Below are 22492 nucleotides of genomic sequence, written 5' to 3'. Positions count from 1 at the left end.
AAACCCGCCGACGCAGGCCGCGTCGGCGGGTTTTTTATTGGCTGCAGGAAACAGCAGGCAATAAAAAAGCCGACCCAAAAAATGGGTCGGCTTGATAATAATCCCGAAGGACTATTACTTGCGGCTAGCTTTTTCCAGCATGCGCAGAGCACGCTCGTTAGCTTCGTCAGCAGTCTGTTGTGCTTTTTGAGCAGCAGCCAGAGCTTCATCAGCTTTACGGTAAGCTTCGTCTGCACGAGCCTGGGAGCGAGCTGCTGCGTCTTCAGTAGCGGTCAGACGTGCTTCGGTTTCTTTCGATGCGCTGCTGCAACCGGTAGCCAGAACTGCGGCCAGAGCCAGAGCAGAGAATTTCAGAACGTTGTTCATCGTGTTCCCCTTCAAGGACTTTCTATTAAGTGGCTGTCTCCTCCGAGTGAGGAAATAGCCGGCGTACATACTACCCATTACTTGTCGTAAGTAAACTGACGTGAAGCAAGAAGCAAAAAAAATTGTAGGCGTTGATTCTTTTTCGAGCAACTTTTAACTGCGTTGTATAAAAAATATCCAGCTACAAGGCCCGTTTTGAGCGAGCCGCCAAGGAAAAGTTCCCCAAGCTCAAAGCTCTTTTCCCCGTCTTGGCTAAAGTCCGTCTAGATGGATTCGTCTACACTTTTGTTCGGAATTTGCGCGGCGTCTCTCATATCTTTCTCCATGTTCAGGTGACTTTAACGAGGGGTGCTCGTCTTATGTCTCAACATCCGGCAATGTTCAGGCTACCGACCGCTGCAAGACCTCCGGTCGAGCTGTTCCTGCGTTATCCACAGCCGCACCTGCCGACCAGCACGATGACGAGCGAACCTTGAGCATTTCTGCCAATGGCGCCTACTATTTGTACGTGCTCGATTGCGCGAGATCGGTGTGGTTCTTCTCGGTGTCGATTCAGGCACGGGGTGGCGTAGTTGTTCCTTCGCCGGAAAAACATCGGTAAGGTAGGGGTCAGAATCCCAGACCCGCGAGGAGTAGTGATGAGCGAGGCGTTGTCCATCCACCATGACCAGGCTGGTCATCAATTCGAGACCAATGTGGACGGTCATCGTGCCTACCTGACCTATATGGATCTGGGGAAACAGACCCTGGATATCTATCGCACGTTTGTGCCCAATGCATTGCGCGGTCGCGGCATCGCCGCGGCCCTGACCGAACAGGCTCTGCAGTACGCCGAGGAAATGGGCTATACCGTCATTCCCTCGTGCTCTTACGTCGAGCGCTACATGGAGCGTCACCAGCGCCATGCTGCCAAGCTGAGCCAGTGACCCTCGACAAAACCGAAGCATAAAAAAACGCCGGGCTCAGCCCGGCTTTTTTTTGTCTGCGGAAAACGCTGATCAGGTGCGCTCGCGTTTTGGCAGTACATCCTTGAGCTTGGCATGCATGCTGCGCAAGGTGTTTTCGGTGGCCGTCCAGTCGATGCAGGCATCGGTGATCGACACGCCGTATTGCAGGTCGGCGAGATCTTTCGGGATAGCCTGGGCGCCCCAGTTCAGGTGGCTTTCGACCATCAGGCCGATGATCGACTGATTGCCTTCGAGGATCTGGTTGGCGACGTTCTCCATCACCAGCGGTTGCAGGGCCGGGTCCTTGTTGGAGTTGGCGTGGCTGCAATCGACCATGATGTTGGGCTTGATCTTCGCTTTGTTCAGCGCCTGCTCGCAGAGGGCGACGCTGACCGAATCGTAGTTCGGCTTGCCGTTGCCGCCGCGCAATACGACGTGACCGTAGGCATTGCCCTTGGTGGTGACGATCGACACGCCACCTTCCTGGTTGATGCCCAGGAAGCGGTGCGGGCTGGAAACCGATTGCAGGGCGTTGATCGCTACGGTCAGGCCGCCATCGGTACCGTTCTTGAAGCCGACGGCCGAAGACAGGCCGGAGGCCATTTCACGGTGAGTCTGGGATTCGGTGGTGCGCGCGCCGATGGCCGACCAGCTGATCAGGTCCTGCAGGTATTGCGGGGAGATCGGGTCGAGCGCCTCGGTAGCGGTCGGCAGGCCCATTTCGGCCAGGTCCAGCAACAACTGGCGGCCGATATGCAGGCCGTCCTGAATCTTGAACGAGTCGTCCAGGTACGGGTCGTTGATCAAGCCTTTCCAGCCAACGGTGGTGCGTGGCTTCTCGAAATACACGCGCATGACCAGATACAGGGTATCGGACACTTCCGCCGCGAGAACCTTCAGGCGCTCGGCGTACTCGTGGGCCGCCTTGATGTCGTGGATCGAGCAAGGCCCGATGACCACGAACAGGCGATGGTCGGTGCCATCCAGAATGTTGCGAATGACTTCGCGGCCCTTGGTGACGGTGCGCAGGGCGGCATCGCTCAGGGGGATATCACGCTTGAGCTGGTCGGGAGTGATCAGCGTCTCGTTGGAGGCGACGTTTAGGTCGTTGATCGGTAAATCAGCCATCGTTTACTCGTCAGGTCACGGGTGCCGGCCGCCAGCGAACCCGCGCGGCGGAGCACAGCAAATTAAGCGCGTCGGGGAGCCGAACCTTAGCGCGTTACACCGTGGCTCGACAATGGGCTGGCCCGGTTTAATCCAGCACTGCCTGTGCAAATGCCTGGTGGACCTTGTCATGGGAGAACTCGTCGGCATGTTGCTGGACCCATTCAAGGGCCAGGGCCTGGATATCCTGCAGGTCGTTGTGGGCATCATGCTGGCGGCAGTAGCGCTCGATCTGGCACACCTGCTCACCCATCCGGGCACTGAACAGCGTCTGTTCGTCGACGAAGGCAATGCCCACCAGGTAGCCTCGCTTGCGTCGCAGGCACCAGGCCACGTAGCCCAGGAAGCGCATGTCCGGGTTCAGGCTCGGCATGCGCACCTCCAGCGCCGTACCGTGGCGCCAGGCGCGGTGATAATTGCAAGCCATGCCCCCGAGGCTGATAGTGTGCAGCTGTTGCCTTGAAATGCACTCAGGTTTGAGCAACGTCAACTCGACAGGTATATCGTCAGGATGAGGAAGAAAACGTCCCATGAGCACGGACTCCATGTGTCGGCCATCTGACATTGTTTCCCCCAGTATAGTGGTCGAATTGGAACTGACCGATTTCGACGCCGACCAACGGCTGTTGGCAATGAGCGGCGTATCGCTGGTGATTTTCACCAGTGTCGGTTGCGCCAGTTGTCGCTTTGCCCGCGAGCAGTTACCTGCGCTCGATCTGGATGTCGATCGACTGTGCTGGATCGATGCCGGCAACAATGGCGGGGTGGTCGAGCGCTATCAGGTCTTTCACTTGCCGGCGCTGTTCGTCGTACGCGACGGCGAATTCTACGGGGCACTAAAATCGCGCCTGACCGGCGCCGAGCTCAACGCCGCCTTGGGGCGGGCGCTGAGTCGAACAGCAGAGGAGTTGCCATGACGGGTGCAGTTGCCAAACCGACAATCGGAATTATCGGGACCGGTGCAATCGGCGGGTTCTACGGGATGATGCTGGCACAGGCCGGCTTCGATGTGCATTTTCTGTTGCGCAGCGAGTTTAGCGCGGTGGCCGAGCGCGGGCTGCAACTCCACAGCGCGGTTCATGGTGCGCTGACGCTGAATTCGGTAAAGGCCTATTCAGCGGCCGAAGACATGCCACCCTGCGACTGGCTGCTGGTAGGCGCAAAAACCACCAGTAACAGCGATCTCGCGCCCGCCATTGTGCAAGCCGCCGCACCGAATGCCAGGGTGTTGCTGTTGCAAAATGGCCTGGATGTCGAAGACAGCCTGCGTGAACTGCTGCCCGACGCGCTGCATGTGCTGGGGGGACTTTGCTATATCTGCGTCCATCGCCAGGGCCCGGGTGTCATTACCCATCAGGCGCTGGGGGCGGTGCATGTCGGCTATCACAGTGGGCCGGCGTCCGATGAGCCTTCGCGTGCCGCGATTGTCGAGGAGGGTGTCGGGCTGTTCCGTGCGGCTGGCATCGAGGCCCAGGCCATGGCGAACCTGCACCAGGCGCGCTGGCAGAAACTGGTCTGGAATATTCCGTATAACGGCCTGTCCGTGCTGCTCGGAGCGAGTACCACGCCGCTGATGGCCGATGCCGACAGTCGTGAGCTGATCAGGTCGCTGATGGCCGAAGTGATCCAGGGCGCAAACGCCTGCGGTCACGACGTGCCCGCCGGCTATGCCGAGCAACTTTTGCAGGTGACGCAGAGAATGCCCGACTACTGGCCGAGCATGTACCACGATTTTCTGCACAAGCGGCCCCTGGAACTGGAGGCCATCTACGCCCGGCCACTGGCCGCGGCGAAGGCCGTCGGCTGTGAGTTGCCACGCATCGAGGCGATGTATCGCAGTTTGAGTTTTATCGATCGGCGTAATACCTGAGTCGATCAATCGGAGGGGGAAGGGGATGCCAAAGTCCATAGACGACAAGCTGGTGCTGGCGATTTCTTCGCGAGCGTTGTTCGACCTGAGTGAAAGCCACAAGGTCTATCTGTCGAGTGGCGTCGAGGCTTACCGGCAATATCAGATTGAACACGAAGACGAAATCCTCGAACCCGGTGACGCCTTCCCGCTGGTGCACAAACTCCTGAGCCTCAATGCCCACCTCGGCCGCGCCCGGGTCGAGGTGATCCTGGTGTCGCGCAACAGCGCCGACACCGGCCTGCGCGTGTTCAACTCGATCCACCACTATGGACTGGCGATTTCCCGTGCGGCGTTTGTCGGCGGGCGCAGTCCGTATCCGTACCTCAAGGCCTTTGGCTGCGATCTGTTTCTTTCGACCCACGCCGAAGACGTGCGCAGTGCGCTGGACGCCGGGTTCGCCGCGGCGACCATTCTGTCCGGTGGCGCCAGCCGTGCCGCCAGCGATGAACTGCGCATTGCCTTTGACGGTGATGCCGTGCTGTTTTCCGACGAGTCCGAACGCGTCTATCAGGCCGGTGGCCTGGAAGCGTTTCAGGCCAGCGAGCGCGAAGCGGCCCGCGAGCCCCTGCGCGGTGGGCCGTTCAAGGGCTTCCTCGCCGCCCTCAATCTGCTGCAGCGCGAATTCCCGGATGACGCTTGTCCGATTCGCACGGCACTGGTCACGGCGCGCTCGGCGCCGGCCCATGAGCGGGTGATCCGCACGTTGCGCGAGTGGGATATTCGCCTGGATGAATCGCTGTTCCTCGGGGGCCTGACCAAGTCGGCCTTTCTTGAAGCCTTTGCCGCTGACGTGTTTTTCGACGATCAGGCCGGCCATTGCGAGTTGGCCCGCGAAGTGGTCGCCACCGGCCATGTGCCACATGGCATAAGCAACGAGCAAAAGGTTTAAGCCCGCCGTTCAACGTGTTACGCCGGACGTCGTACTCGCCAAGGCACTGCTAAGCTGAATCAATCTCCGCCATGTTGGCACGCGAGGAGGTCATATGATTCGTTCGATGCTGTATGCCACTGACCTCGGGCTGTACGCACCTGTGGTGATGCAGCACGCTCTGGAATTGGCGCGAACATTCAATGCCGACCTGTATGTGGTGCACGCCGTCGAGCCCATGGGGCTGTTTGCCGAATCGGTGCTGCAGAGTTATCTCGACGAGCAGGCGTTGAACGAATTTCACAGCCAGGGTCTTAACACGGTGATTGCCAGCATCGAGCAGCGAGTGCTCGACAATTTTCGTGAAGAGCTGGGTGACGAGGGGGAGCAGGACCTTGAGCGGATCAAGGCGGTACGGGTGCTGCAGGGTGATCCGTCGCAGGTGATACTCGACCAGGCGCAGAAACTCTCGGTGGATTTACTGATCGTAGGGAGTCACAGCCATGGTGCCGGTGCGGAAACGCCTTTGGGCCGGACCGCAGCACGGGTGTTGCAACTGGCCAAGGTACCGGTCTACCTGGTGCCGCTGGTGCAACGTCGTCGCCAAGGGGATCGCTAGAACACGAATAATGGCATTTTGATAAAAAGTTCTAGATTTATTCTTCAAACCATTAATATAGTTATATACCGTCGCTGATGCCCGTGGCGTCTACCTGCTTTGAGGGATTCATATGAAGCTCCAACAACTGCGCTACATCTGGGAAGTGGCGCACCACGACCTCAACGTTTCCGCTACAGCCCAAAGTCTCTACACCTCTCAGCCGGGCATCAGCAAGCAGATCCGTTTGCTGGAAGACGAATTGGGCGTCGAAGTATTCGCCCGCAGCGGCAAGCACCTGACCCGCGTAACCCCGGCCGGTGAGCGCATCATCACCACCGCTGGCGAGATCCTGCGCAAGGTCGAAAGCATCAAGCAGATCGCCCAGGAATTCTCCAACGAGAAGAAAGGCACCCTGTCGATCGCCACCACCCACACCCAGGCTCGCTACGCATTGCCGCCGGTGATCAGCAATTTCATCAAGCAGTATCCGGATGTTGCCCTGCACATGCACCAGGGATCGCCCATGCAGATTGCCGAGATGGCCGCTGATGGCACCGTGGATTTCGCCATTGCCACTGAAGCCCTCGAGCTGTTCGGCGACCTGGTGATGATGCCTTGCTATCGCTGGAATCGCTGTGTGGTCGTGCCCCAGGGACACCCGCTGACCAAGCTCTCGAAGTTATCCCTCGAAGCCCTGGCTGAATACCCGATCGTGACCTATGTGTTCGGTTTCACCGGCCGTTCCAAGCTCGACGAAGCCTTCAGCCACCGCGGCCTGACGCCCAAGGTGGTGTTCACCGCCGCTGATGCCGACGTGATCAAGACCTACGTGCGCCTGGGCCTGGGTGTGGGCATCGTGGCGAAAATGGCGGTCGATACCAAACTCGACAACGACCTGGTGGTGCTCGATGCCAGCGAGTTGTTCGAATCCAGCGTGACCAAGATCGGTTTCCGTCGCGGCACCTTCCTGCGGGGTTTCATGTGCGACTTCATCGAGAAGTTCGCCCCGCACCTGACTCGCGAAGTCATGGCCAAGGCCATCCAGTGCCACAACAAGCAGGAGCTGGAAGAGCTGTTCGACGGCGTCGAGCTGCCCGTTCACTGATAGAGCATCCTGCCGGGCAGACAGGACAGCCGGTCAAACCACCTCGGTGACAGCAAACAGTTGCCGAGCGCCCGCCACCAGAATCTCCACCTCGTCGCCGGCGAACTTGCCCAGCAGGCTTTTGCCCAGCGGTGAGCGCGGGGTGATGACGGTGATCAGTTGCCCCACCAGATCAACCTTCAGGCCCGCCGCATCCGGCGCCAGAAACAGCCATTGCTCACGGCCCTTTTCGTCTTCCAGGCCGAGCAGGGCACCTATCTCGATACCCCGTTGCTCGTCATACGGACGCAGTGCCAGGTTCTGGCAAAGCGCCAGTGACTGGCGAATCTCTTCGACCCGCCTGGCCTGCCCGGCGGCCAGATAAGACGCCTCCAGGCCCAGTGTGTCGTACTTGTTTTCGGCGATGTTTTCTTCGTGGGTCGCGGTTTCGTACGCGGTTTGCGCGGCGCGTTCGGCGATGTCGAGATCGACCCGCAGCTTGTCGAGAATCAGTTGGTGGACAGTGTGCTTATTCATGATCAATCGCAGAATTGCAGGACATTGGCGCGGCTTTTTTCACTCGGTGCCGTCTGGTCCTGTTGCAACCAGAACTGGCATCGGGGGTTCGACAGGTTGCGGTTGCTGCCGCGCGCCTGATCGAGTCGTTGCGCCTGCTCGTTCTTGCGCAGGTTTTCTTCATACTGCTCGAACAACGGGCTCTGTGCGGGAATGTCCGGCACCGGTCGCGTCACCACCGGCGGTTTGGCCAGTTGCTCCACCGCTGCTGCGACCGGTGCCAGTTGTTCGCTGAAAAACAGCCGGGACACCAGCCAGCCGGTCAACGCAATGGCGATGAAACCCAGCCACATGCCGAGGGCGATGCTGCCGGTCAGTTGCAGGGCGTTCAGGTGAATCGCAATGGATCGGCGCGGAGTAGGGCGGTAGGGCATGGTTGCCTCCTGGCGAGGGGTCGCGGGCGAGTGACGATTGTCGCACGAAGATTAATCGTCGTCGGCTCTTCTGCGCGGGCTGATTTATGCGGACAATTGGTACCTTTGCCAACGGGAGCCTGGAATGCCTGATATGAAAACCCGCTGGGATATTTTTTGCACCGTGGTCGACAACTTTGGCGACATCGGCGTGACCTGGCGGTTGTCGCGGCAACTGGTGGCCGAGCATGGGGTGGCGGTGCGTTTGTGGGTCGACGATCTGCGTGCCTTCGAGCGCCTGTGTCCGCAGATCGACATTCACGCTGGCCGGCAATGGCAGCAGGGTGTGGAAGTGTGCCAATGGTCGGCCGACTGGCAGCCGGTCGAGGCGGCCGATGTGGTGATCGCCGCATTCGCCTGTCAGTTGCCAGGCGCCTACATGGACGCCATGGCGCTGCGGGAAAAAACGCCGCTGTGGATGAACCTCGACTACTTGAGCGCCGAGGACTGGGTGATCGGCTGCCACGGTTTGCCGTCGGTAAAATACAAACACGTACAGAAGCACTTTTTCTTCCCTGGCTTCCACAAAGATACGGGCGGCCTGCTGCGTGAAAGCGGATTGCTCGAACGGCGTCGGCAGTTTCAGCAGAGCCCCGAGGCGCAGCGAACCTTCCTGCAAGGCCTGGAGGTTGACCGCGCGCCGGGTGCGCTATTGATTTCGCTGTTTGCCTACGAAAATGCCGGGTTGGCCAGTTGGCTGGACACATTGGCCAGCGACTCGACGCCCACTCATCTGCTGGTGCCGCAAGGGCGGATCCTGGGCGACGTCGAGCGTTGGCTGGGGGTGCAGGATCTGCAGGTGGGGGCGCTGCATGTGCGTGATGCCTTGACCGTGCAGGTATTGCCGTTCGTCCGACAGGACCAGTATGACCAGTTGCTGTGGTGCTGTGATTTCAACGCCGTACGCGGCGAAGATTCCTTTGTCCGCGCGCAATGGGCGGGTCGGCCGATGCTGTGGCACATCTACCAGCAGGAGGAAGATGTCCATCTGGACAAGCTCGAAGCCTTCCTCGCGCTATACGTCAAGGACCTTTCGCCTGCGGCTGGCGAGGCGATCAGCGGTCTCTGGCGGACCTGGAATGCCGGTGAGACAATGACCGACCACTGGCAATCTACCCGCAAACACTGGCCGCAGCTGGAAAAACACGCCGAGACGTGGTGTCTGGAACAGGCCTTGCAGACCGATCTTGCCGCGGCGCTGGTACAGTTTTATGTAAATTGGATATGATACGCGGCCTAGATTTTTGTAAATCCCATCCAAATTCGGATATTCGCAATGAAAACTGGTAAAGAACTCAAACCCGGTACCGTGATCCGTCTCGAAAACGATCCATGGTTGGTTCAGAAAGCTGAATTCACCAAGTCGGGCCGTAACAGCGCGATCATGAAGACCAAGCTGAAAAACCTGCTGACCGGTTACAAGACCGAGATCGTTTACAGCGCCGACGACAAGCTGGACGACGTGATCCTTGACCGCAAAGAAGCGACCCTGTCCTTCATCAGCGGCGACAGCTACACCTTCATGGACACCTCCGACTACACCATGTATGAGCTGAACGCTGAAGACATCGAAGCCGTTCTGCCTTTCGTTGAAGAAGGCATGACCGATGTTTGCGAAGCCGTGTTCTTCGAAGATCGTCTGGTTTCCGTAGAGCTGCCGACCACCATCGTGCGTCAGGTTGACTACACCGAAGGTTCCGCTCGCGGCGACACTTCCGGCAAGGTGATGAAGCCTGCCAAACTGAAGAACGGTACCGAGCTGTCGGTTGCTGACTTCATCGAAATCGGCGACATGATCGAGATCGATACCCGCGAAGGCGGTTCCTACAAAGGCCGTGCTAAATAAGCACTGCTTGAGGAATGAAAAAGCCCGACCATTGAGTCGGGCTTTTTTGTGCAAGATCAAAAGATCGCAGCCTGCGGCAGCTCCTACAAGATCGGTGTAGGAGCTGCCGCAGGCTGCGATCTTTTGCTTTATTTCAGCTGTTCCTTGAGTTCTTGCGACGCCTGCAACATCGCCGAACGCACCGCCGACACCTGGCTCACCACGTTGAGCAAGCCGTAGTCGTGGATCATGCCGTTATAGCGCACCGAGGTCACCGCCACACCGGCCTCGTCGAGTTTGCGGGCATAGGCTTCACCTTCATCGCGCAGCACGTCGGCACCCGCCGTTTGCACAAGGGCCGGTGGCAGCCCCTTCAACTGAGCGGGGGTGGCCCGCAACGGCGAAGCGTAGATTTCGTTACGCTGCTTGGCGTCGGTGGTGTAGTTGTCCCAAAACCACTTCATCATGTTTTTGCTGAGGAAGTGCCCCTCGGCGAACTCGTTGTAGGACGCTGTTTCGAAGTTGGCATCGGTCACCGGCCACAGCAACACCTGGAACCTGATCGCCGGAGTGCCCTTGTCCTTGGCCATCAGTGCAACGACGGCCGCCATGTTGCCACCGACGCTGTTGCCAGCCACCGCCAGGCGCTTGCCATCGACATTTATCTCTTTACCGTGCTCGGCCACCCACCGGGTCGCGGCGTATGCCTGGTTGATCGCCACCGGGTAGTGCGCTTCCGGTGACGGCGTGTAGTTGACGAATACCGCTGCTGCGCCGGAACCGGCAACCAGGTCGCGAACCAGCCGCTCGTGGGTCGGGAAGTCCCCCAGCACCCAGCCACCGCCGTGGAAGAACATGAACACCGGCAGCTCGCCCTTGACCCCGGCCGGTCTGACGATGGTCAGTTCCAGCGGTTGGCCATCGACCTGGATGGTCTTCTGGCTGACATCGGCTTTTGGCAGCGTCAGCTTCACCCCGGCCTGCGCGCCCACCAGCACGGCGCGGGCCTCGGCAGGCGTCATCTGCTCCATCGGCTTGCCGGTGCCGGCATTCAGCACGTCGAGGAATGCCTGGGTGTTGTGTTCGACATCACCGGCTAATGCACTGTGGACGGACAGGGCGAGAAGACTACCGGTCAAGACTTTGCTGAAAGCGTTCATGTTCATTTCCTGTTCGGGCCTGATAGGTCGGCAGTTAGACGGTCACGTGCAAGCGCACATCGACGTTGCCACGGGTGGCGTTGGAGTACGGGCAAACCTGGTGGGCAGCCTCGACCAGTGTTTGTGCATCGGCTTGTTCAAGGCCCGGCAGGCTGATGTGCAGGTCGATGTCCAGCCCGAAGCCGCCAGGGATCTGGCCGATGCCGACGTGGGCGGTGATCGAAGCGTCGTCGGGGATCTTGCGCTTGGTCTGGCTGGCGACGAATTTCAGTGCGCCGATGAAGCAGGCGGAGTAGCCGGCGGCGAACAGTTGCTCCGGGTTGGTTGCCGCGCCGCCAGCACCGCCGAGTTCTTTCGGGGTGGCGAGTTTGACGTCGAGAATGTTGTCGCTGGAAATCGCCCGACCGTCACGGCCACCGGTGGAAGTTGCGATTGCGGTGTAGAGAGTTTGCATGGTGAAAGCCTCGTTCGAGTTTTGTTGTTTGCGCTAAATGTTTGCGCGCTAAGTAAGTGCGAAATGAATGTATCGCGCTAATATTTAGTTCGCAAGATATATTTCTGAAAAAGTGCACGCTGCGGAAGTTCTGTCTTGATGGATGTGGCTGTAAGTTGCGATTTAGAGCTGTCGAGGCGGGATTTTTCAGCGGGAAGATTTTTTTTGCCGCATAGCTGATTTTCCAGCACGAGCGCAAAACAACTGTGGGAGCGAGCCTGCTCGCGATTGCAGTGTGTCAGTCAACTCAGATGTTGAATGTGACACCGCAATCGCGAGCAGGCTCGCTCCCACATGGGGATTTTCGGTGGTTAGAAAATTAGAGGCTTTCTTGCAGATGACGTCGCAGTTCCTGCAGCTCCGCTTGCAGTTTCTGCAGTCGCTCCAGCGTCATCCCGCTGGCGCCGAGGATGCACTGAGGAATGTCGCGGGCCTTGTCGCGCAAGGCGCGGCCCTGTTCGGTGAGTTCGACGATCACCACGCGCTCGTCCTCACGACTGCGGGTGCGGCTGAGCACGCCTTCAGCCTCCAGGCGCTTGAGCAGCGGCGTGAGCGAGCCGGGATCGGTCAACAGGCGCGCGCTGATTTCACCTACGGTCAAACCGTCCTTTTCCCACAGAACCATCATCGCCAGGTATTGCGGATAGGTCAGACCCAACGCTTGCAGCAAGGGTTTGTAGACCTTGGTCAACATCAGCGAAGTGGAATGCAAGGCAAAGCAGGCCTGATTGTCCAGCAGCAGGTCGTCGCAGTTGTCCGGGGTGTCGCGCTTGGTGGTCATTTCGTAGCCTTGATCAGTGATCTTTAGAATCTAGCGGGCAAATCTTTAACGCGCCAGACAATTCTGGACTAGTGCCGACCCAAATGGTTTTGCAACACCAGGTCCCATGGCGGAATGGGGCTGAAACGGGTTTTCAGGTATTCCAGCAGCAGGCGACTGCGGGAATTGGGTTGCTGCTGCAGGCGCAAGGCATAGATCCCGGTGCTTTCCGGATTCGGCAGGCCGTTTTCGCAGAACAAGGGCAGCAATTCGCCGCGTAACAGGTACTCGCTGGCCAGCCAGGTCGGCAAGTGGGCGATGCCCAGACCGGCCAGTGCGCCGCAGACCAGGGCTTCGGCATTGTTGGCGCTCATGCGCACGCGCGACGGCCGATGCAGTTGCATCCGGCCGTCCTTTTCGAAACGCCAGGCGAACGGAGGGGCCAGGCCGGCCCAGTCCAGGCCGTCATGTTCGACCAGCTGCGCCGGATCATTCGGCACACCGCGGCGCTGCAAGTAGTCGGGGCTGGCGCAGGCGATGCGCACCATGCTCGCCAGTGGCGTAGCCACCAACCGGGTATCGGCCAATTGCCCGGCGCGCAACACCAGATCGACCTTGCCCAGGTTCAAGCCCTGCATGTCGACAAAGCTGTCGATCAGCTGCAATTGCACGTCGAGGCCGGGATAGAGCAACAGAAAGTCGGCAATCACCGGTGCCAGATGGCGCCGTCCGAACGCGGCCGGCGCATCGATACGAATCAGGCCTTCCGGAGCACTGCTCAGGGACACCGCTTCGGCCCGGGCCAGGCGCAATTCGGCGACGATCCTGCGCGCGCGTTCGGCAAACGCCAGCCCCGCCGGCGTCGCGCGCACCGCATGGGTGCTGCGAATGAACAACTGGCTGCCGACGGCCCCTTCCAGGCTGTCTATGCGCCGCGCCACTGCCGAGGGAGTCAGTGGATGACGGCGTGACGCGGCGGAAAAACTGCCGGTTTCCAGCACGTCGAGAAACAGGCCCAGTTGCTCGGTCAGTTGGTTGGGATTCATGTGTGGCTCGATGCTTGTGCGAGATTGGCATAGCCATTGTGCGTTGCTGTGCGTTTCCACGCCAGAACCAGTTGCGTAGGATGGATCGCCTGACGTTTGGGAGAGATACGCGGTGATTGAGTTTGTGATGTATCTGGTTTTCGGCGCGGCCCTGGGAACCCTCGGCGGCCTGTTTGGCATCGGCGGGGGGTTGATCGCCATTCCGTTGCTGGGCGTGTTGTGCGGTCTCGATCAGCAGATTGCCCAAGGTACGGCATTGGTGATGGTGGTGCCGAACGTGATGCTGGCGCTGTGGCGCTACCACCAGCGCAACAGGATCGAGTTGCGTCACGCGCTGCCGCTGGCCTCGATGGGATTTTGCTTCGCATGGCTCGGATCGATATGGGCAGTGGGTGTCGATGCGCAAACCATGCGGATCGGTTTTGTTGCGTTCCTGATTGCGCTTTGCGCCTACAACCTGGTGCGCATGTTCCTCGCCAGCGCACCTGCTTCGGCGCAGATGAACCATTCATGGCCATGGCTGGGCGTGCTCGGTGCCGCATCCGGCACCATGGGCGGTTTGTTTGGCGTGGGCGGGGCAGTGGTGGCGACACCGGTGTTGACCAGCGTGTTCGGCACCACCCAGGTGGTTGCCCAAGGCCTGTCCCTGGCATTGGCATTGCCGAGCACCGGCGTCACGCTGGTCACCTATGGGGTGCATCACCAGGTGAACTGGATGATCGGTGTGCCACTGGCGATCGGCGGGCTGATGAGTATCAGTTGGGGCGTGAAGATCGCTCACAGCCTGCCGGAACGCCTGCTGCGCGCCTTGTTTTGCGGCTTTCTGCTGTGCTGTGCGGTGATGCTTGCGTTTAAAGCTTGAAGCCTTCGACGATATGCTCAGCCAGGCACTCGGTGATCGGTGACGGATTATGCAGGTTGCGCACCAGCATGATGCTGGCCTCGGGCAGCACCGGCAGGTCCTCGGCTTCACCGAGGATGCGCATGTCCGCGGTGATCAGGCTTTCGAGTTGCGCGGTGATAGCCAGACCGGCGCTGACCACCGCCATGATTGCCGACAGGCTGTCGCTGTTATACGCCACACGATAATCGCGCCCTTGGGCATCGAGGGCGTTGCAGGCCCACATCCGGCAGAAGCAATCACTGTTGAACATCGCCAGCGGCAACGGCGTCTGCTCGTGGGCGCTGTAGCATTGCGCCTCGGCCCAGACAAAACGTTCCTTGCGCAACAACTGGCCGATTTCGCTGCCCGGCTCGCGGGTGACGATGGACAGGTCCAGGTCCTGGCGCATCAGCAATTGTTTTGATGATTCACAATGCACTTCGATCTGGATCAGCGGGTAGGACTGGGCAAACTGCCGCAGGATCCCTGGCAGAAAACGCATCACGTAGTCGTCCGGGGTGCCGATGCGCACGGTGCCGATCATGTGCGGCTCGCGCAGGGTGTTGAACACCTCGCTGTGCAGCTTGAGGATTCGCCGCGCATAACCCAGCAGTACCTGGCCTTCGGCCGTGAGCCGCACCTGACGTCCGTCACGCTGGAACAATTGGCGCTGCAGCACATCTTCTTCCAGCCGCTTCATCTGCATGCTGACGGCTGATTGGGTGCGATGGACCAATTCACCGGCCCGGGTGAAACCACCCTGGTCGGCGATGGCGACGAAGGTGCGCAGCACTTCGGTATCGATACTCGGGTAGGCCGACATTCATCAATCTCCGAGATGGTTACCATCAGAAACATTCGTTGGATTGATCTTAGCCCTGGGCAGAGACTTGAGCCATCCAAACGGAGGGCAACAAGATGAAAGGTCAACATGAAATTCACGGCACTGAACAACATTCGGTTCACCTGATATCCGATCTGTTGCACAAGGTCAGTCGCTGGTACGAACTGCACCGTGAGCGCGAAATGCTGGCGAGCATGAGTGATGAAGCGTTGAAGGACATCGGCTTGAGTCGTGCCGATGTCGCGCACGAAGCTGATCTGCATTTCTGGCAAGACCCGATGGGCAATGGAAAGTAGGCACGACGACCCATGGAAATGTCCTGTCACTACCCCATCATCCCGGCCAAAGCCCGGGCTGATGGGGTAGGCGCGGGCCCGAAACAGATGGTCATAGAGCTTTACTGGAGCCTGTTTCTGCACTGGCTGAAGATCCTCTCCCCAACATTGAGGAGTGGTGTCATGGATCGACGAGACATTGAAGGGATAGACATTGAAGGGAGGGGCACGAGACATGCACTGCACAGGCTCAAACAGCCAGTATGGGCGGCGATTACGCAAGTGCAGCGCTGGCGCCAACTGAGCAGGGATCGTACCCAGCTGGCGCGATTGAGCGATGATTGCTTGCGCGATATTGGCTTGAGTCGAGCCGAGGTCCGCTGGGAGTCATCTCGCCCGTTCTGGGATGATCCACTCAAGCGATGAGGCCTGTGCATTGGCGTTTTTCGCACCTGCCGCTAAGGTGGGAAGAGCCTTGCCGATGAGTCGCCAGATGCCTGCTTCCCTGTGTTTTTCCCTGAAACAAGCCAGACGTCTGGCGCTGGTCGCCCAAGGTTTTGCAGGGCGCCAGTCGCCAGTGGCAGTCAAGCCTGCCGGGATCAACCGATTGATCGAACGCCTGGGCATTTTGCAGATCGACTCGGTCAATGCGCTGGTGCGTTCGCACTACCTGCCGCTGTTTTCCCGGCTTGGCCATTATTCAGCCGACTTGCTCGACCAGGCTGCCTGGAGCCAGGGGCGACACCGTACCTTGTTCGAATACTGGGGGCATGAAGCGTCCTTGCTGCCCTTGTCGATGTACCCATTGATGCGCTGGCGCATGCGGCGGGCAAGCCGTGGCGAAGACATTTATCAGCAGCTGGCGCGTTTCGGCCGTGAGCAGCAGGACACGGTTCAGCGGGTGCTGGCCTGCGTTCAAGAGCGGGGCGCGTTGGGCGCCGGCAGCCTGTCGACTCGCCAGGAACGGGCAGGGCCCTGGTGGGACTGGAGCGCGGAAAAGCATGCGCTGGAATGGCTGTTTGCCGCCGGTGAAGTGACAGTGGCCGGCAGGCGAGGCTTCGAACGGCTCTATGACCTGCCGGAGCGGGTCATTCCTTCGGCGATTCTGGCGCAACCGCTGCTCAGCGAGCCAGAGGCCCAGCGCGGGCTGATACGGCATGCCGCAGCGGCCTTGGGCGTTGGCACCGAGAAAGATCTGCGTGACTATTTTCGTTTGAGCCCCACGGACAGTCGTCCGCGTCTGGCGGAGTTGGTTGAGGCCGGCGAGTTGCTCTGCTGCGAAGTCGAGGGCTGGCGGCAACCTGCCTATTGCCTGTCTGAGCCGAAGGTGCGGCGCAAGGTCGAGGCTAGCGCGTTGCTTTCACCGTTCGATTCGCTGATCTGGGAACGAAGCCGTACCGAGCGCCTGTTCGATTTTCGCTACCGGCTGGAGATCTACACGCCGCCGGGGAAGCGGGTCTATGGCTATTACGTCCTGCCGTTTTTGCACAATGAACGGATTGCCGCGCGGGTCGACCTGCGTGCTGAGCGGGCTGCAGGGCGGCTGGCGGTGCATGCGGTGCATGAGGAAGCCTCGGGGCTGGATGACGAGGGGATGCTGGCGTTGGCGCTTAATCTGCGGCAGATGGCGGATTGGCTGGGGTTGGCGCGGGTCCAGTTGAATTGCCCGCGGGCGAGTGCGGCAAGGTTGAGGGTGGCATTGGCCAGTATTGATGGTGCCTGAGGCGACCCCTTCGCGAGCAGGCTCGCTCCCACGGTGGACCGTGTCCTACAGGGCAACTCGGTTTACTGTGGGAGCGAGCCTGCTCGCGAAGAATTCAGCGCTATTTAACGCCGAACCTGCTTCAACGTCTCGGCAATCAAAAACGCCAGTTCCAGCGACTGATCGGCATTCATTCGCGGGTCGCAATGGGTGTGGTAGCGATCCGACAAGCCGTCCTCGGTAATCGGCCGCGCACCGCCGATGCACTCGGTGACGTTCTGCCCGGTCATCTCGATGTGGATGCCGCCGGCATAACTGCCTTCAGCTTCGTGAACCTGGAAGAACTGTTTCACTTCGCCAAGGATCTGCGCGAAGTCGCGGGTCTTGTAGCCGCTACTGGCCTTGATGGTGTTGCCGTGCATCGGATCGGAACTCCAGAGCACTTGCCGGCCTTCTCGCTGCACGGCGCGGATCAGCTGTGGCAAATGATCGCCGACCTTGTTCGCGCCCATCCGTGCGATCAGGTTCAGGCGACCCGGATCGTTGTCGGGGTTGAGCACATCGATCAGGCGGATCAGGTCTTCGGGGTTCATGCTTGGGCCGACCTTGACCCCGATCGGATTGTTCACCCCGCGCAGGAATTCGACATGCGCGCCGTCGAGCTGACGGGTGCGGTCGCCGATCCACAGCATGTGCGCCGAACAGTCGTAATAGTCGTTGGTCAGGCTGTCGCGGCGGACAAAGGCTTCCTCATAATTGAGCAGCAGCGCTTCGTGGGCGGTGAAGAAACTGGTTTCGCGCAGTTGCGGCGAGCTGTCCATGCCACAGGCGCGCATGAACGCCAGGGTCTCATCGATGCGGTCGGCCAGGTGGCTGTACTTTTCCGCCAGGGCCGAATTGGCGATGAAATCGAGGTTCCACTTGTGTACCTGGTGCAGGTCGGCAAACCCGCCCTGGGCGAAGGCGCGCAGCAGGTTCAGGGTGGCGGTGGACTGGTGGTACGACTGCAGCAGGCGTTCCGGGTCCGGTACACGGCTTTTTTCATCGAAACCGATGCCGTTGACGATATCGCCACGGTAGGCCGGCAGTGTCACGCCGTCGATGGTCTCGTCGTTGGCCGAGCGCGGTTTGGCGAACTGTCCGGCCATGCGCCCGACCTTGACCACCGGGCAACCGGCCGCGAACGTCATGACAATGGCCATTTGCAGCAGCACCTTGAAGGTGTCGCGGATTTTCGCGGCGGAAAACTCGGCGAAACTTTCGGCGCAGTCGCCGCCCTGCAGCAAAAACGCTCGCCCTTGGGTCACTTCGGCAAACTGACGGCGCAATTCCCGGGCTTCCCCGGCAAACACCAGTGGCGGGTAGCTGGCCAGGGTCTGCTCGACGTGCTGCAGATGCGCCGCGTCGGGGTATTGGGGTTGTTGCTGGATCGGCAGGGCGCGCCAGCTGTCAGGGCTCCAGGGTTGGCTCATCATGATCTCTAGTGTTTTACGCTCGGACGTCCATGTTATCAGCAATTAGTGCGTGACCTGTTCCCGTCGCTTCGCGGACAATCGCGCCTTTGCCGCTTCCGCTGCGGTTTATCGCGTTGCTGTTTGCCCAAGAAGGCCCGGCAACGATCAGGAGACGAAATGACTGAGGAGCGCGTCGAGCATCTGCTCGCCGAGGTGCAGGACGAATTTGGCGTGATTCGCGTGCTGGAAGTGGCCGATTACCGTTTTCTCGAATTCGGTGATGCCATCGAGCAAAGTTGCGTGTTCACGGCCGATCCGAGCTGGCTCGAGTACGACTATACCCGGGCGATGCTGATTGGCGCGCTGTGCCATGAACAGCCGGAAAGCGCGCTGTTCCTGGGGCTTGGCGCCGGTACGCTGACCCAGGCCTGCCTCAAGTTCCTGCCACTGGAAGATGTCGAAGCCATCGAGCTGCGCCCGGATGTGCCGCGCCTGGCCATCGAATACCTGGGGCTGGACGATGATCCACGCCTGTATATCCGGGTGGGCGATGCACTGGAGCTGCTCGACAGCGCCGAGCCGGCGGACCTGATTTTCGTCGACCTGTATACCGACGTCGGTCCGGGTGTCGGGCATCTGGCCTGGTCGTTCCTGGAAAATTGCCAGAAGCGCCTGAATCCGGGAGGCTGGCTGGTGATCAACCAATGGGCCACCGACGATGGCAAGCCACTGGGTGCCGCGTTGCTGCGCGGGCTTTATCATCGGCATTACTGGGAGCTGCCGGTGAAGGAGGGCAACGTGATCCTGATCGTGCCTTCCGAACTGGATCAGGTGCTGGACATGGAAGGCCTGGCCGGCCGGGCCGAAGCGTTGGCGCCGCGGTTGGGGTATTCGTTGCAGTCGTTGATCAAGGCGATTCGCCCGGCGACATGAAGTGGCTGTTCTTCAGGGCCTCTTCGCGGGCAAGCCTCGCTCCTACGGGATTTGCATCGTTCTCCGCTCATGTGAACGACACAGCACCCGTAGGAGCGAGGCTTGCCCGCGAAGGGGCCCTCAAAACCAATACAAACTAAATCCCTTTGAATATGCCGGGCCGCCGCTCCACCAGCGACCGCACACCTTCCTGGGCATCCTCGCTGTTCAGCAACTTCTTCACCAGCGCTGGCAGCCCTTGCGCAGCGGCGGTTTCGCCCTCGTAGCGCGCCTGCCGGGCAGACAGCAACGTTGCCTGAACCCCCAGCGGCGCCTGCCGGGCGATTCGTTCGGCCAGTTCAATCGCCCGCGGCAGCAAATCCTCGCTGGCCATGACTTCCTGCACCAGGCCCAGGTGCAAGGCATCATGGGCATCGAACTCGTCGCCGGTCAGCATCCAGCGCATCGCGTTGCCCCAGCCAGCCACTTGATGCAGGCGCAAGGTGGCGCCGCCAAAGGGGAAGATGCCGCGCTGCACCTCCATTTGCGCGAAGCGGGTGTTGCTGGCGCACAGGTTGATATCGGCGGCCAGCATCAACTCGATACCGATGGTCAGGCAGTAGCCCTGAGCGGCGACGATCACCGGTTTGCTGACCCTGGGCCCGGCGAACACTCCCCACGGGTCGCAGCCGCCGGGCGGGGCGTGCCAGCCTTCGGTCAGTGCCGCGCTGGCGCTGACCAGGTCCAGGCCGGCGGTAAAATGTTCGCCATGGCCGAAGACCACGGCCACACGTGCTTCGCTGTCGGCTTCGAATTCACCGTAGGCCAGGCTCAATTCGTTGAGCAGGTCGAGATCAAAGGCGTTGCGCTTGGCGACCCGGTCCAGTCCGATCAACAGGACATGACCACGCTTTTCACGGCTCACGCGGCTGGTATTGAGCTCTTTCATGCTGCATTCCTCAAGCGGGAGGAGGGGGCGCAGACCTAAGGTCTGTGGCTGGTGGGTGAACCGTTTTAGCGCCATCGCCCGCAGGGCAGGGCCCTTGAAAAGTAGACGCTCGCGCGATTATCCGCAAAGCCTGTGACAGAACGCCGTGCGCGGGAGTTTTGCGATAAAAAAAGCTCCCTTTTCCGGCAAATTCCGGTATAGTGCGCGCCGGCCTTTAGCCGGGCCGCGTTTAGGTGGCGCAATTCCCCGAAGTCAGATTCGGTTGCACGTTCGCCCAGCGAACTCTTCCTAAACGATTCTTTCATTCATTCGTTTTCGCAAATCCCCGCCGACAAAGCTGCCAGGGCGACTCTTGAGTCTCAACACGGCACGCGCAGCTTTGGAGCATGGGTCTTTGCGGATGCACTTAGAGGCAGACCCATGACCCAGGAATCCGGCGGATTCGCCGCTTTTAATCTTAATCCGAATATTCTTGCAGCCGTCATCGCGACTGGCTACGAAGAGCCATCGGCTATTCAGCAGCAATCGATCCCGATCATCATGGCCGGACACGACATGATTGGCCAGGCGCAAACCGGTACGGGTAAAACCGCAGCGTTCGCCCTGCCGATCCTGCATCGCATCGATCCTGCAAAGCGCGAACCGCAAGCCCTGATCCTGGCGCCAACTCGTGAGTTGGCGCTGCAAGTAGCAACCGCTTTTGAAACTTACGCCAAGCAAATGCCCGGCGTTACCGTTGTGGCCGTTTACGGCGGCGCGCCTATGGGCCCGCAACTGAAAGCAATCCGTAATGGCGCACAGATCGTTGTCGCTACTCCGGGCCGTCTGTGCGACCACCTGCGTCGTGACGAAAAAGTACTGGCGACCGTGAACCACCTGGTTCTCGACGAAGCTGACGAAATGCTCAAACTGGGCTTCATGGACGACCTCGAAGTCATCTTCAAGGCCCTGCCTGCAACCCGTCAGACCGTATTGTTCTCGGCTACCCTGCCGCAGTCGATCCGTGCCATTGCCGAACGCCATCTGCGCGATCCGCAACACGTGAAGATCCAGACCAAGACTCAGACCGTTACCGCGATCGAACAGGCTCACCTGTTGGTTCACGCTGACCAGAAGACCTCGGCTGTATTGAGCCTGCTGGAAGTGGAAGATTTCGACGCCCTGATCATGTTCGTGCGCACCAAGCAAGCGACCCTGGACCTGGCCAGTGCCCTGGAAGCCAAAGGCTACAAAGCCGCTGCGCTGAACGGTGACATTGCCCAGAACCAGCGTGAGCGCGTGATCGACTCCCTCAAGGATGGCCGTCTGGACATCGTTGTGGCGACCGACGTTGCCGCTCGTGGCCTGGACGTTCCGCGCATCACTCACGTGTTCAACGTTGACATGCCGTACGATCCGGAATCCTACGTTCACCGTATCGGCCGTACCGGCCGTGCCGGTCGCGAAGGTCGTGCGCTGCTGCTGGTGACTCCACGTGAGCGCCGCATGCTGCAAGTGATCGAGCGTGTAACCGGTCAGAAGGTTGCTGAAGTTCGCCTGCCGGACGCTCAAGCCGTTCTGGATGCGCGCATCAAGAAACTGACCAACAGCCTGTCGCCGCTGGTGGCTGATGCCGAATCGACTCACGGTGATCTGCTTGATCGCCTGACCGCCGACATCGGTTGCAGTCCGCGTGCCCTGGCCGCAGCCCTGCTGCGCAAGGCTACCAACGGTCAAGCGCTGACCCTGGCCGCTATCGAGAAAGAACGTCCACTGGTGCCGAACAACGCACCGCGTGGCGATCGTCCAGAGCGTTCCGGTGATCGTCCTGAGCGTGGTGACCGCGAGCGTCGCGCACCAATGCCGCTGGCTGAAGGCCGTGCTCGTTGCCGTACCGCGCTGGGTGCGCGTGATGGCATCGCTGCCAAGAACCTGCTGGGCGCCATCCTCAACGAAGGTGGTCTGGCGCGTGAAGCGATCGGTCGTATCCAGGTACGTGACAGCTTCAGCCTCGTCGAGCTGCCGGAAGATGGTCTGGAGCGTCTGCTGACCAAACTGAAGGACACTCGCGTTGCCGGTAAGCAGTTGAAGCTGCGTCGCTACCGCGAAGATTGATCCGCCCTCGGGCTGATTGATCGAACATAAAAAATCCCCGACTGGTTCGGGGATTTTTTATGTCCTGCGTTTTGTGTCGCACCGGCCGAGACTGCGGTCTCTGTGGGAGCGAGCCGGCTCCGGGCGGCGTTCCGACGATAAACCTAAAGGCACCGCGTTTA

Annotated in this window: 26 protein-coding genes; 14 read left to right on the top strand and 12 right to left on the bottom strand. The window is 60.0% G+C overall.

Annotation, left to right across the window (positions count from 1 at the left end; all coding sequences use genetic code 11):
- Positions 1 to 114: 114 nt before the first annotated feature.
- Positions 115 to 366: an outer membrane lipoprotei OprI gene (oprI, locus tag ACA054_RS22485; protein ID WP_003183784.1), complete on the bottom strand. Its 252-nt coding sequence runs from the start codon at positions 364 to 366 to the stop codon at positions 115 to 117.
- Between the two features lie 638 nt (positions 367 to 1004).
- Between oprI and ACA054_RS22480 the strand changes: the two genes are divergently transcribed.
- On the top strand, positions 1005 to 1292 hold the full coding sequence (locus ACA054_RS22480) for a GNAT family N-acetyltransferase (protein ID WP_020800382.1): 288 nt from the start codon (positions 1005 to 1007) through the stop codon (positions 1290 to 1292).
- A 72-nt stretch (positions 1293 to 1364) separates the two neighbouring features.
- Here the strand turns inward: ACA054_RS22480 and ACA054_RS22475 are convergent, their stop codons facing one another.
- Complete coding sequence (locus tag ACA054_RS22475) at positions 1365 to 2441, bottom strand: 3-deoxy-7-phosphoheptulonate synthase (protein WP_497686225.1); 1077 nt, start codon at positions 2439 to 2441, stop codon at positions 1365 to 1367.
- A gap of 127 nt (positions 2442 to 2568) precedes the next feature.
- Positions 2569 to 3012 carry a PilZ domain-containing protein gene (locus ACA054_RS22470; RefSeq protein WP_497686224.1) on the bottom strand — a complete coding sequence of 148 codons (444 nt, stop codon included), beginning with the start codon at positions 3010 to 3012 and terminating at the stop codon, positions 2569 to 2571.
- On the opposite strand from ACA054_RS22470, the gene ACA054_RS22465 reads away from it, so the two are divergent.
- From ACA054_RS22465 to cysB, 5 genes are all read left to right on the top strand, one after another.
- The gene (locus ACA054_RS22465) at positions 3011 to 3397 is read left to right on the top strand and encodes a thioredoxin family protein (protein ID WP_497686223.1); all 387 of its coding nucleotides are present in this window, start codon (positions 3011 to 3013) and stop codon (positions 3395 to 3397) included. The genes ACA054_RS22470 and ACA054_RS22465 overlap by 2 nt on opposite strands.
- The gene (locus tag ACA054_RS22460; protein ID WP_497686222.1) at positions 3394 to 4350 is read left to right on the top strand and encodes a putative 2-dehydropantoate 2-reductase; all 957 of its coding nucleotides are present in this window, start codon (positions 3394 to 3396) and stop codon (positions 4348 to 4350) included. Before ACA054_RS22465 ends, ACA054_RS22460 begins: the two co-directional genes overlap by 4 nt.
- 25 nt (positions 4351 to 4375) lie before the next feature.
- A complete protein-coding gene (locus tag ACA054_RS22455) occupies positions 4376 to 5281 on the top strand; it encodes a 5'-nucleotidase (RefSeq protein ID WP_497635747.1) in 906 nt (301 codons plus the stop codon).
- Between the two features lie 94 nt (positions 5282 to 5375).
- Entirely contained in the window at positions 5376 to 5879 is a 504-nt protein-coding gene (locus tag ACA054_RS22450) for a universal stress protein (RefSeq protein ID WP_110749159.1), read from the top strand.
- 112 nt (positions 5880 to 5991) lie between these two features.
- Entirely contained in the window at positions 5992 to 6966 is a 975-nt protein-coding gene (gene cysB, locus ACA054_RS22445) for an HTH-type transcriptional regulator CysB (RefSeq protein ID WP_497686221.1), read from the top strand.
- Positions 6967 to 6999: 33 nt separating this feature from the next.
- Here cysB and ACA054_RS22440 read toward each other — a convergent pair whose 3' ends face one another.
- Together ACA054_RS22440 and ACA054_RS22435 are read right to left on the bottom strand one after the other, a co-directional pair.
- Positions 7000 to 7482: a GreA/GreB family elongation factor gene (locus ACA054_RS22440; protein ID WP_497686220.1), complete on the bottom strand. Its 483-nt coding sequence runs from the start codon at positions 7480 to 7482 to the stop codon at positions 7000 to 7002.
- Between the two features lie 2 nt (positions 7483 to 7484).
- Positions 7485 to 7895, bottom strand: a complete 411-nt coding sequence (locus tag ACA054_RS22435) for a hypothetical protein (protein WP_497686219.1) — start codon at positions 7893 to 7895, stop codon at positions 7485 to 7487.
- A gap of 124 nt (positions 7896 to 8019) precedes the next feature.
- Between ACA054_RS22435 and earP the strand changes: the two genes are divergently transcribed.
- Together earP and ACA054_RS22425 are read left to right on the top strand one after the other, a co-directional pair.
- Complete coding sequence (earP, locus tag ACA054_RS22430) at positions 8020 to 9162, top strand: elongation factor P maturation arginine rhamnosyltransferase EarP (protein WP_497686218.1); 1143 nt, start codon at positions 8020 to 8022, stop codon at positions 9160 to 9162.
- Between the two features lie 48 nt (positions 9163 to 9210).
- Positions 9211 to 9780, top strand: coding sequence for an elongation factor P (locus tag ACA054_RS22425; protein WP_100940667.1), 570 nt, complete (start codon positions 9211 to 9213; stop codon positions 9778 to 9780).
- Between the two features lie 128 nt (positions 9781 to 9908).
- Here ACA054_RS22425 and ACA054_RS22420 read toward each other — a convergent pair whose 3' ends face one another.
- The 4 genes from ACA054_RS22420 to ACA054_RS22405 all read right to left on the bottom strand — a co-directional run bounded on the left by ACA054_RS22420 (position 9909) and on the right by ACA054_RS22405 (position 13218).
- Positions 9909 to 10919, bottom strand: coding sequence for an alpha/beta hydrolase (locus tag ACA054_RS22420; protein WP_497686217.1), 1011 nt, complete (start codon positions 10917 to 10919; stop codon positions 9909 to 9911).
- Between the two features lie 34 nt (positions 10920 to 10953).
- A complete protein-coding gene (locus ACA054_RS22415) occupies positions 10954 to 11373 on the bottom strand; it encodes an organic hydroperoxide resistance protein (protein ID WP_497686216.1) in 420 nt (139 codons plus the stop codon).
- A 358-nt stretch (positions 11374 to 11731) separates the two neighbouring features.
- Entirely contained in the window at positions 11732 to 12193 is a 462-nt protein-coding gene (locus ACA054_RS22410; RefSeq protein WP_497686215.1) for a MarR family winged helix-turn-helix transcriptional regulator, read from the bottom strand.
- A gap of 68 nt (positions 12194 to 12261) precedes the next feature.
- Positions 12262 to 13218 (bottom strand): LysR family transcriptional regulator, encoded by a 957-nt coding sequence (locus ACA054_RS22405; protein WP_497686214.1) that lies wholly within the window; start codon positions 13216 to 13218, stop codon positions 12262 to 12264.
- Positions 13219 to 13330: 112 nt separating this feature from the next.
- On the opposite strand from ACA054_RS22405, the gene ACA054_RS22400 reads away from it, so the two are divergent.
- Positions 13331 to 14080 carry a sulfite exporter TauE/SafE family protein gene (locus ACA054_RS22400; protein WP_497686213.1) on the top strand — a complete coding sequence of 250 codons (750 nt, stop codon included), beginning with the start codon at positions 13331 to 13333 and terminating at the stop codon, positions 14078 to 14080.
- On the opposite strand, the gene ACA054_RS22395 is transcribed toward ACA054_RS22400, so the two are convergent.
- Positions 14070 to 14924, bottom strand: a complete 855-nt coding sequence (locus tag ACA054_RS22395) for a LysR substrate-binding domain-containing protein (RefSeq protein ID WP_497635737.1) — start codon at positions 14922 to 14924, stop codon at positions 14070 to 14072. The genes ACA054_RS22400 and ACA054_RS22395 overlap by 11 nt on opposite strands.
- Before the next feature lie 95 nt (positions 14925 to 15019).
- Between ACA054_RS22395 and ACA054_RS22390 the strand changes: the two genes are divergently transcribed.
- From ACA054_RS22390 to ACA054_RS22380, 3 genes are all read left to right on the top strand, one after another.
- Positions 15020 to 15241: a DUF1127 domain-containing protein gene (locus ACA054_RS22390; protein ID WP_497686212.1), complete on the top strand. Its 222-nt coding sequence runs from the start codon at positions 15020 to 15022 to the stop codon at positions 15239 to 15241.
- A gap of 12 nt (positions 15242 to 15253) precedes the next feature.
- Positions 15254 to 15646: a DUF1127 domain-containing protein gene (locus tag ACA054_RS22385; protein ID WP_497686211.1), complete on the top strand. Its 393-nt coding sequence runs from the start codon at positions 15254 to 15256 to the stop codon at positions 15644 to 15646.
- Between the two features lie 67 nt (positions 15647 to 15713).
- Positions 15714 to 16943 (top strand): winged helix-turn-helix domain-containing protein, encoded by a 1230-nt coding sequence (locus tag ACA054_RS22380; protein ID WP_497686210.1) that lies wholly within the window; start codon positions 15714 to 15716, stop codon positions 16941 to 16943.
- A gap of 104 nt (positions 16944 to 17047) precedes the next feature.
- Here the strand turns inward: ACA054_RS22380 and ACA054_RS22375 are convergent, their stop codons facing one another.
- Complete coding sequence (locus tag ACA054_RS22375; RefSeq protein ID WP_110749138.1) at positions 17048 to 18394, bottom strand: class II 3-deoxy-7-phosphoheptulonate synthase; 1347 nt, start codon at positions 18392 to 18394, stop codon at positions 17048 to 17050.
- Positions 18395 to 18553: 159 nt separating this feature from the next.
- Between ACA054_RS22375 and ACA054_RS22370 the strand changes: the two genes are divergently transcribed.
- Positions 18554 to 19309: a spermidine synthase gene (locus ACA054_RS22370; RefSeq protein WP_497686209.1), complete on the top strand. Its 756-nt coding sequence runs from the start codon at positions 18554 to 18556 to the stop codon at positions 19307 to 19309.
- Between the two features lie 136 nt (positions 19310 to 19445).
- Here ACA054_RS22370 and ACA054_RS22365 read toward each other — a convergent pair whose 3' ends face one another.
- The gene (locus ACA054_RS22365; RefSeq protein WP_497686208.1) at positions 19446 to 20237 is read right to left on the bottom strand and encodes a crotonase/enoyl-CoA hydratase family protein; all 792 of its coding nucleotides are present in this window, start codon (positions 20235 to 20237) and stop codon (positions 19446 to 19448) included.
- Between the two features lie 420 nt (positions 20238 to 20657).
- Here ACA054_RS22365 and ACA054_RS22360 point away from each other — a divergent pair, with 420 nt between their 5' ends.
- On the top strand, positions 20658 to 22331 hold the full coding sequence (locus ACA054_RS22360; RefSeq protein WP_497635732.1) for a DEAD/DEAH box helicase: 1674 nt from the start codon (positions 20658 to 20660) through the stop codon (positions 22329 to 22331).
- Positions 22332 to 22492 lie beyond the last annotated feature (161 nt).

Source organism: Pseudomonas sp. LBUM1653, from assembly GCF_059716115.1.
Note: the sequence above shows the minus strand (reverse complement) of the source record. Positions and strands in the feature narration are given on the sequence as shown.

What these genes read in the sequence shown, in the direction of transcription:
- oprI (WP_003183784.1), bottom strand. Translation starts at nt 366, where the DNA reads ATGAACAACGTTCTGAAATTCTCTGCTCTGGCTCTGGCCGCAGTTCTG.
- ACA054_RS22375 (WP_110749138.1), bottom strand. Translation starts at nt 18,394, where the DNA reads ATGAGCCAACCCTGGAGCCCTGACAGCTGGCGCGCCCTGCCGATCCAG.
- ACA054_RS22360 (WP_497635732.1), top strand. Translation starts at nt 20,658, where the DNA reads ATGACCCAGGAATCCGGCGGATTCGCCGCTTTTAATCTTAATCCGAAT.
- ACA054_RS22480 (WP_020800382.1), top strand. Translation starts at nt 1,005, where the DNA reads ATGAGCGAGGCGTTGTCCATCCACCATGACCAGGCTGGTCATCAATTC.
- ACA054_RS22435 (WP_497686219.1), bottom strand. Translation starts at nt 7,895, where the DNA reads ATGCCCTACCGCCCTACTCCGCGCCGATCCATTGCGATTCACCTGAAC.
- ACA054_RS22440 (WP_497686220.1), bottom strand. Translation starts at nt 7,482, where the DNA reads ATGAATAAGCACACTGTCCACCAACTGATTCTCGACAAGCTGCGGGTC.
- ACA054_RS22365 (WP_497686208.1), bottom strand. Translation starts at nt 20,237, where the DNA reads ATGAAAGAGCTCAATACCAGCCGCGTGAGCCGTGAAAAGCGTGGTCAT.
- ACA054_RS22390 (WP_497686212.1), top strand. Translation starts at nt 15,020, where the DNA reads ATGAAAGGTCAACATGAAATTCACGGCACTGAACAACATTCGGTTCAC.
- ACA054_RS22415 (WP_497686216.1), bottom strand. Translation starts at nt 11,373, where the DNA reads ATGCAAACTCTCTACACCGCAATCGCAACTTCCACCGGTGGCCGTGAC.
- ACA054_RS22460 (WP_497686222.1), top strand. Translation starts at nt 3,394, where the DNA reads ATGACGGGTGCAGTTGCCAAACCGACAATCGGAATTATCGGGACCGGT.
- ACA054_RS22370 (WP_497686209.1), top strand. Translation starts at nt 18,554, where the DNA reads ATGACTGAGGAGCGCGTCGAGCATCTGCTCGCCGAGGTGCAGGACGAA.
- ACA054_RS22455 (WP_497635747.1), top strand. Translation starts at nt 4,376, where the DNA reads ATGCCAAAGTCCATAGACGACAAGCTGGTGCTGGCGATTTCTTCGCGA.
- ACA054_RS22470 (WP_497686224.1), bottom strand. Translation starts at nt 3,012, where the DNA reads ATGGGACGTTTTCTTCCTCATCCTGACGATATACCTGTCGAGTTGACG.
- ACA054_RS22380 (WP_497686210.1), top strand. Translation starts at nt 15,714, where the DNA reads ATGCCTGCTTCCCTGTGTTTTTCCCTGAAACAAGCCAGACGTCTGGCG.
- ACA054_RS22405 (WP_497686214.1), bottom strand. Translation starts at nt 13,218, where the DNA reads ATGAATCCCAACCAACTGACCGAGCAACTGGGCCTGTTTCTCGACGTG.
- ACA054_RS22420 (WP_497686217.1), bottom strand. Translation starts at nt 10,919, where the DNA reads ATGAACGCTTTCAGCAAAGTCTTGACCGGTAGTCTTCTCGCCCTGTCC.
- ACA054_RS22425 (WP_100940667.1), top strand. Translation starts at nt 9,211, where the DNA reads ATGAAAACTGGTAAAGAACTCAAACCCGGTACCGTGATCCGTCTCGAA.
- earP (WP_497686218.1), top strand. Translation starts at nt 8,020, where the DNA reads ATGCCTGATATGAAAACCCGCTGGGATATTTTTTGCACCGTGGTCGAC.
- ACA054_RS22465 (WP_497686223.1), top strand. Translation starts at nt 3,011, where the DNA reads ATGAGCACGGACTCCATGTGTCGGCCATCTGACATTGTTTCCCCCAGT.
- ACA054_RS22395 (WP_497635737.1), bottom strand. Translation starts at nt 14,924, where the DNA reads ATGTCGGCCTACCCGAGTATCGATACCGAAGTGCTGCGCACCTTCGTC.
- ACA054_RS22450 (WP_110749159.1), top strand. Translation starts at nt 5,376, where the DNA reads ATGATTCGTTCGATGCTGTATGCCACTGACCTCGGGCTGTACGCACCT.
- ACA054_RS22385 (WP_497686211.1), top strand. Translation starts at nt 15,254, where the DNA reads ATGGAAATGTCCTGTCACTACCCCATCATCCCGGCCAAAGCCCGGGCT.
- cysB (WP_497686221.1), top strand. Translation starts at nt 5,992, where the DNA reads ATGAAGCTCCAACAACTGCGCTACATCTGGGAAGTGGCGCACCACGAC.
- ACA054_RS22475 (WP_497686225.1), bottom strand. Translation starts at nt 2,441, where the DNA reads ATGGCTGATTTACCGATCAACGACCTAAACGTCGCCTCCAACGAGACG.
- ACA054_RS22410 (WP_497686215.1), bottom strand. Translation starts at nt 12,193, where the DNA reads ATGACCACCAAGCGCGACACCCCGGACAACTGCGACGACCTGCTGCTG.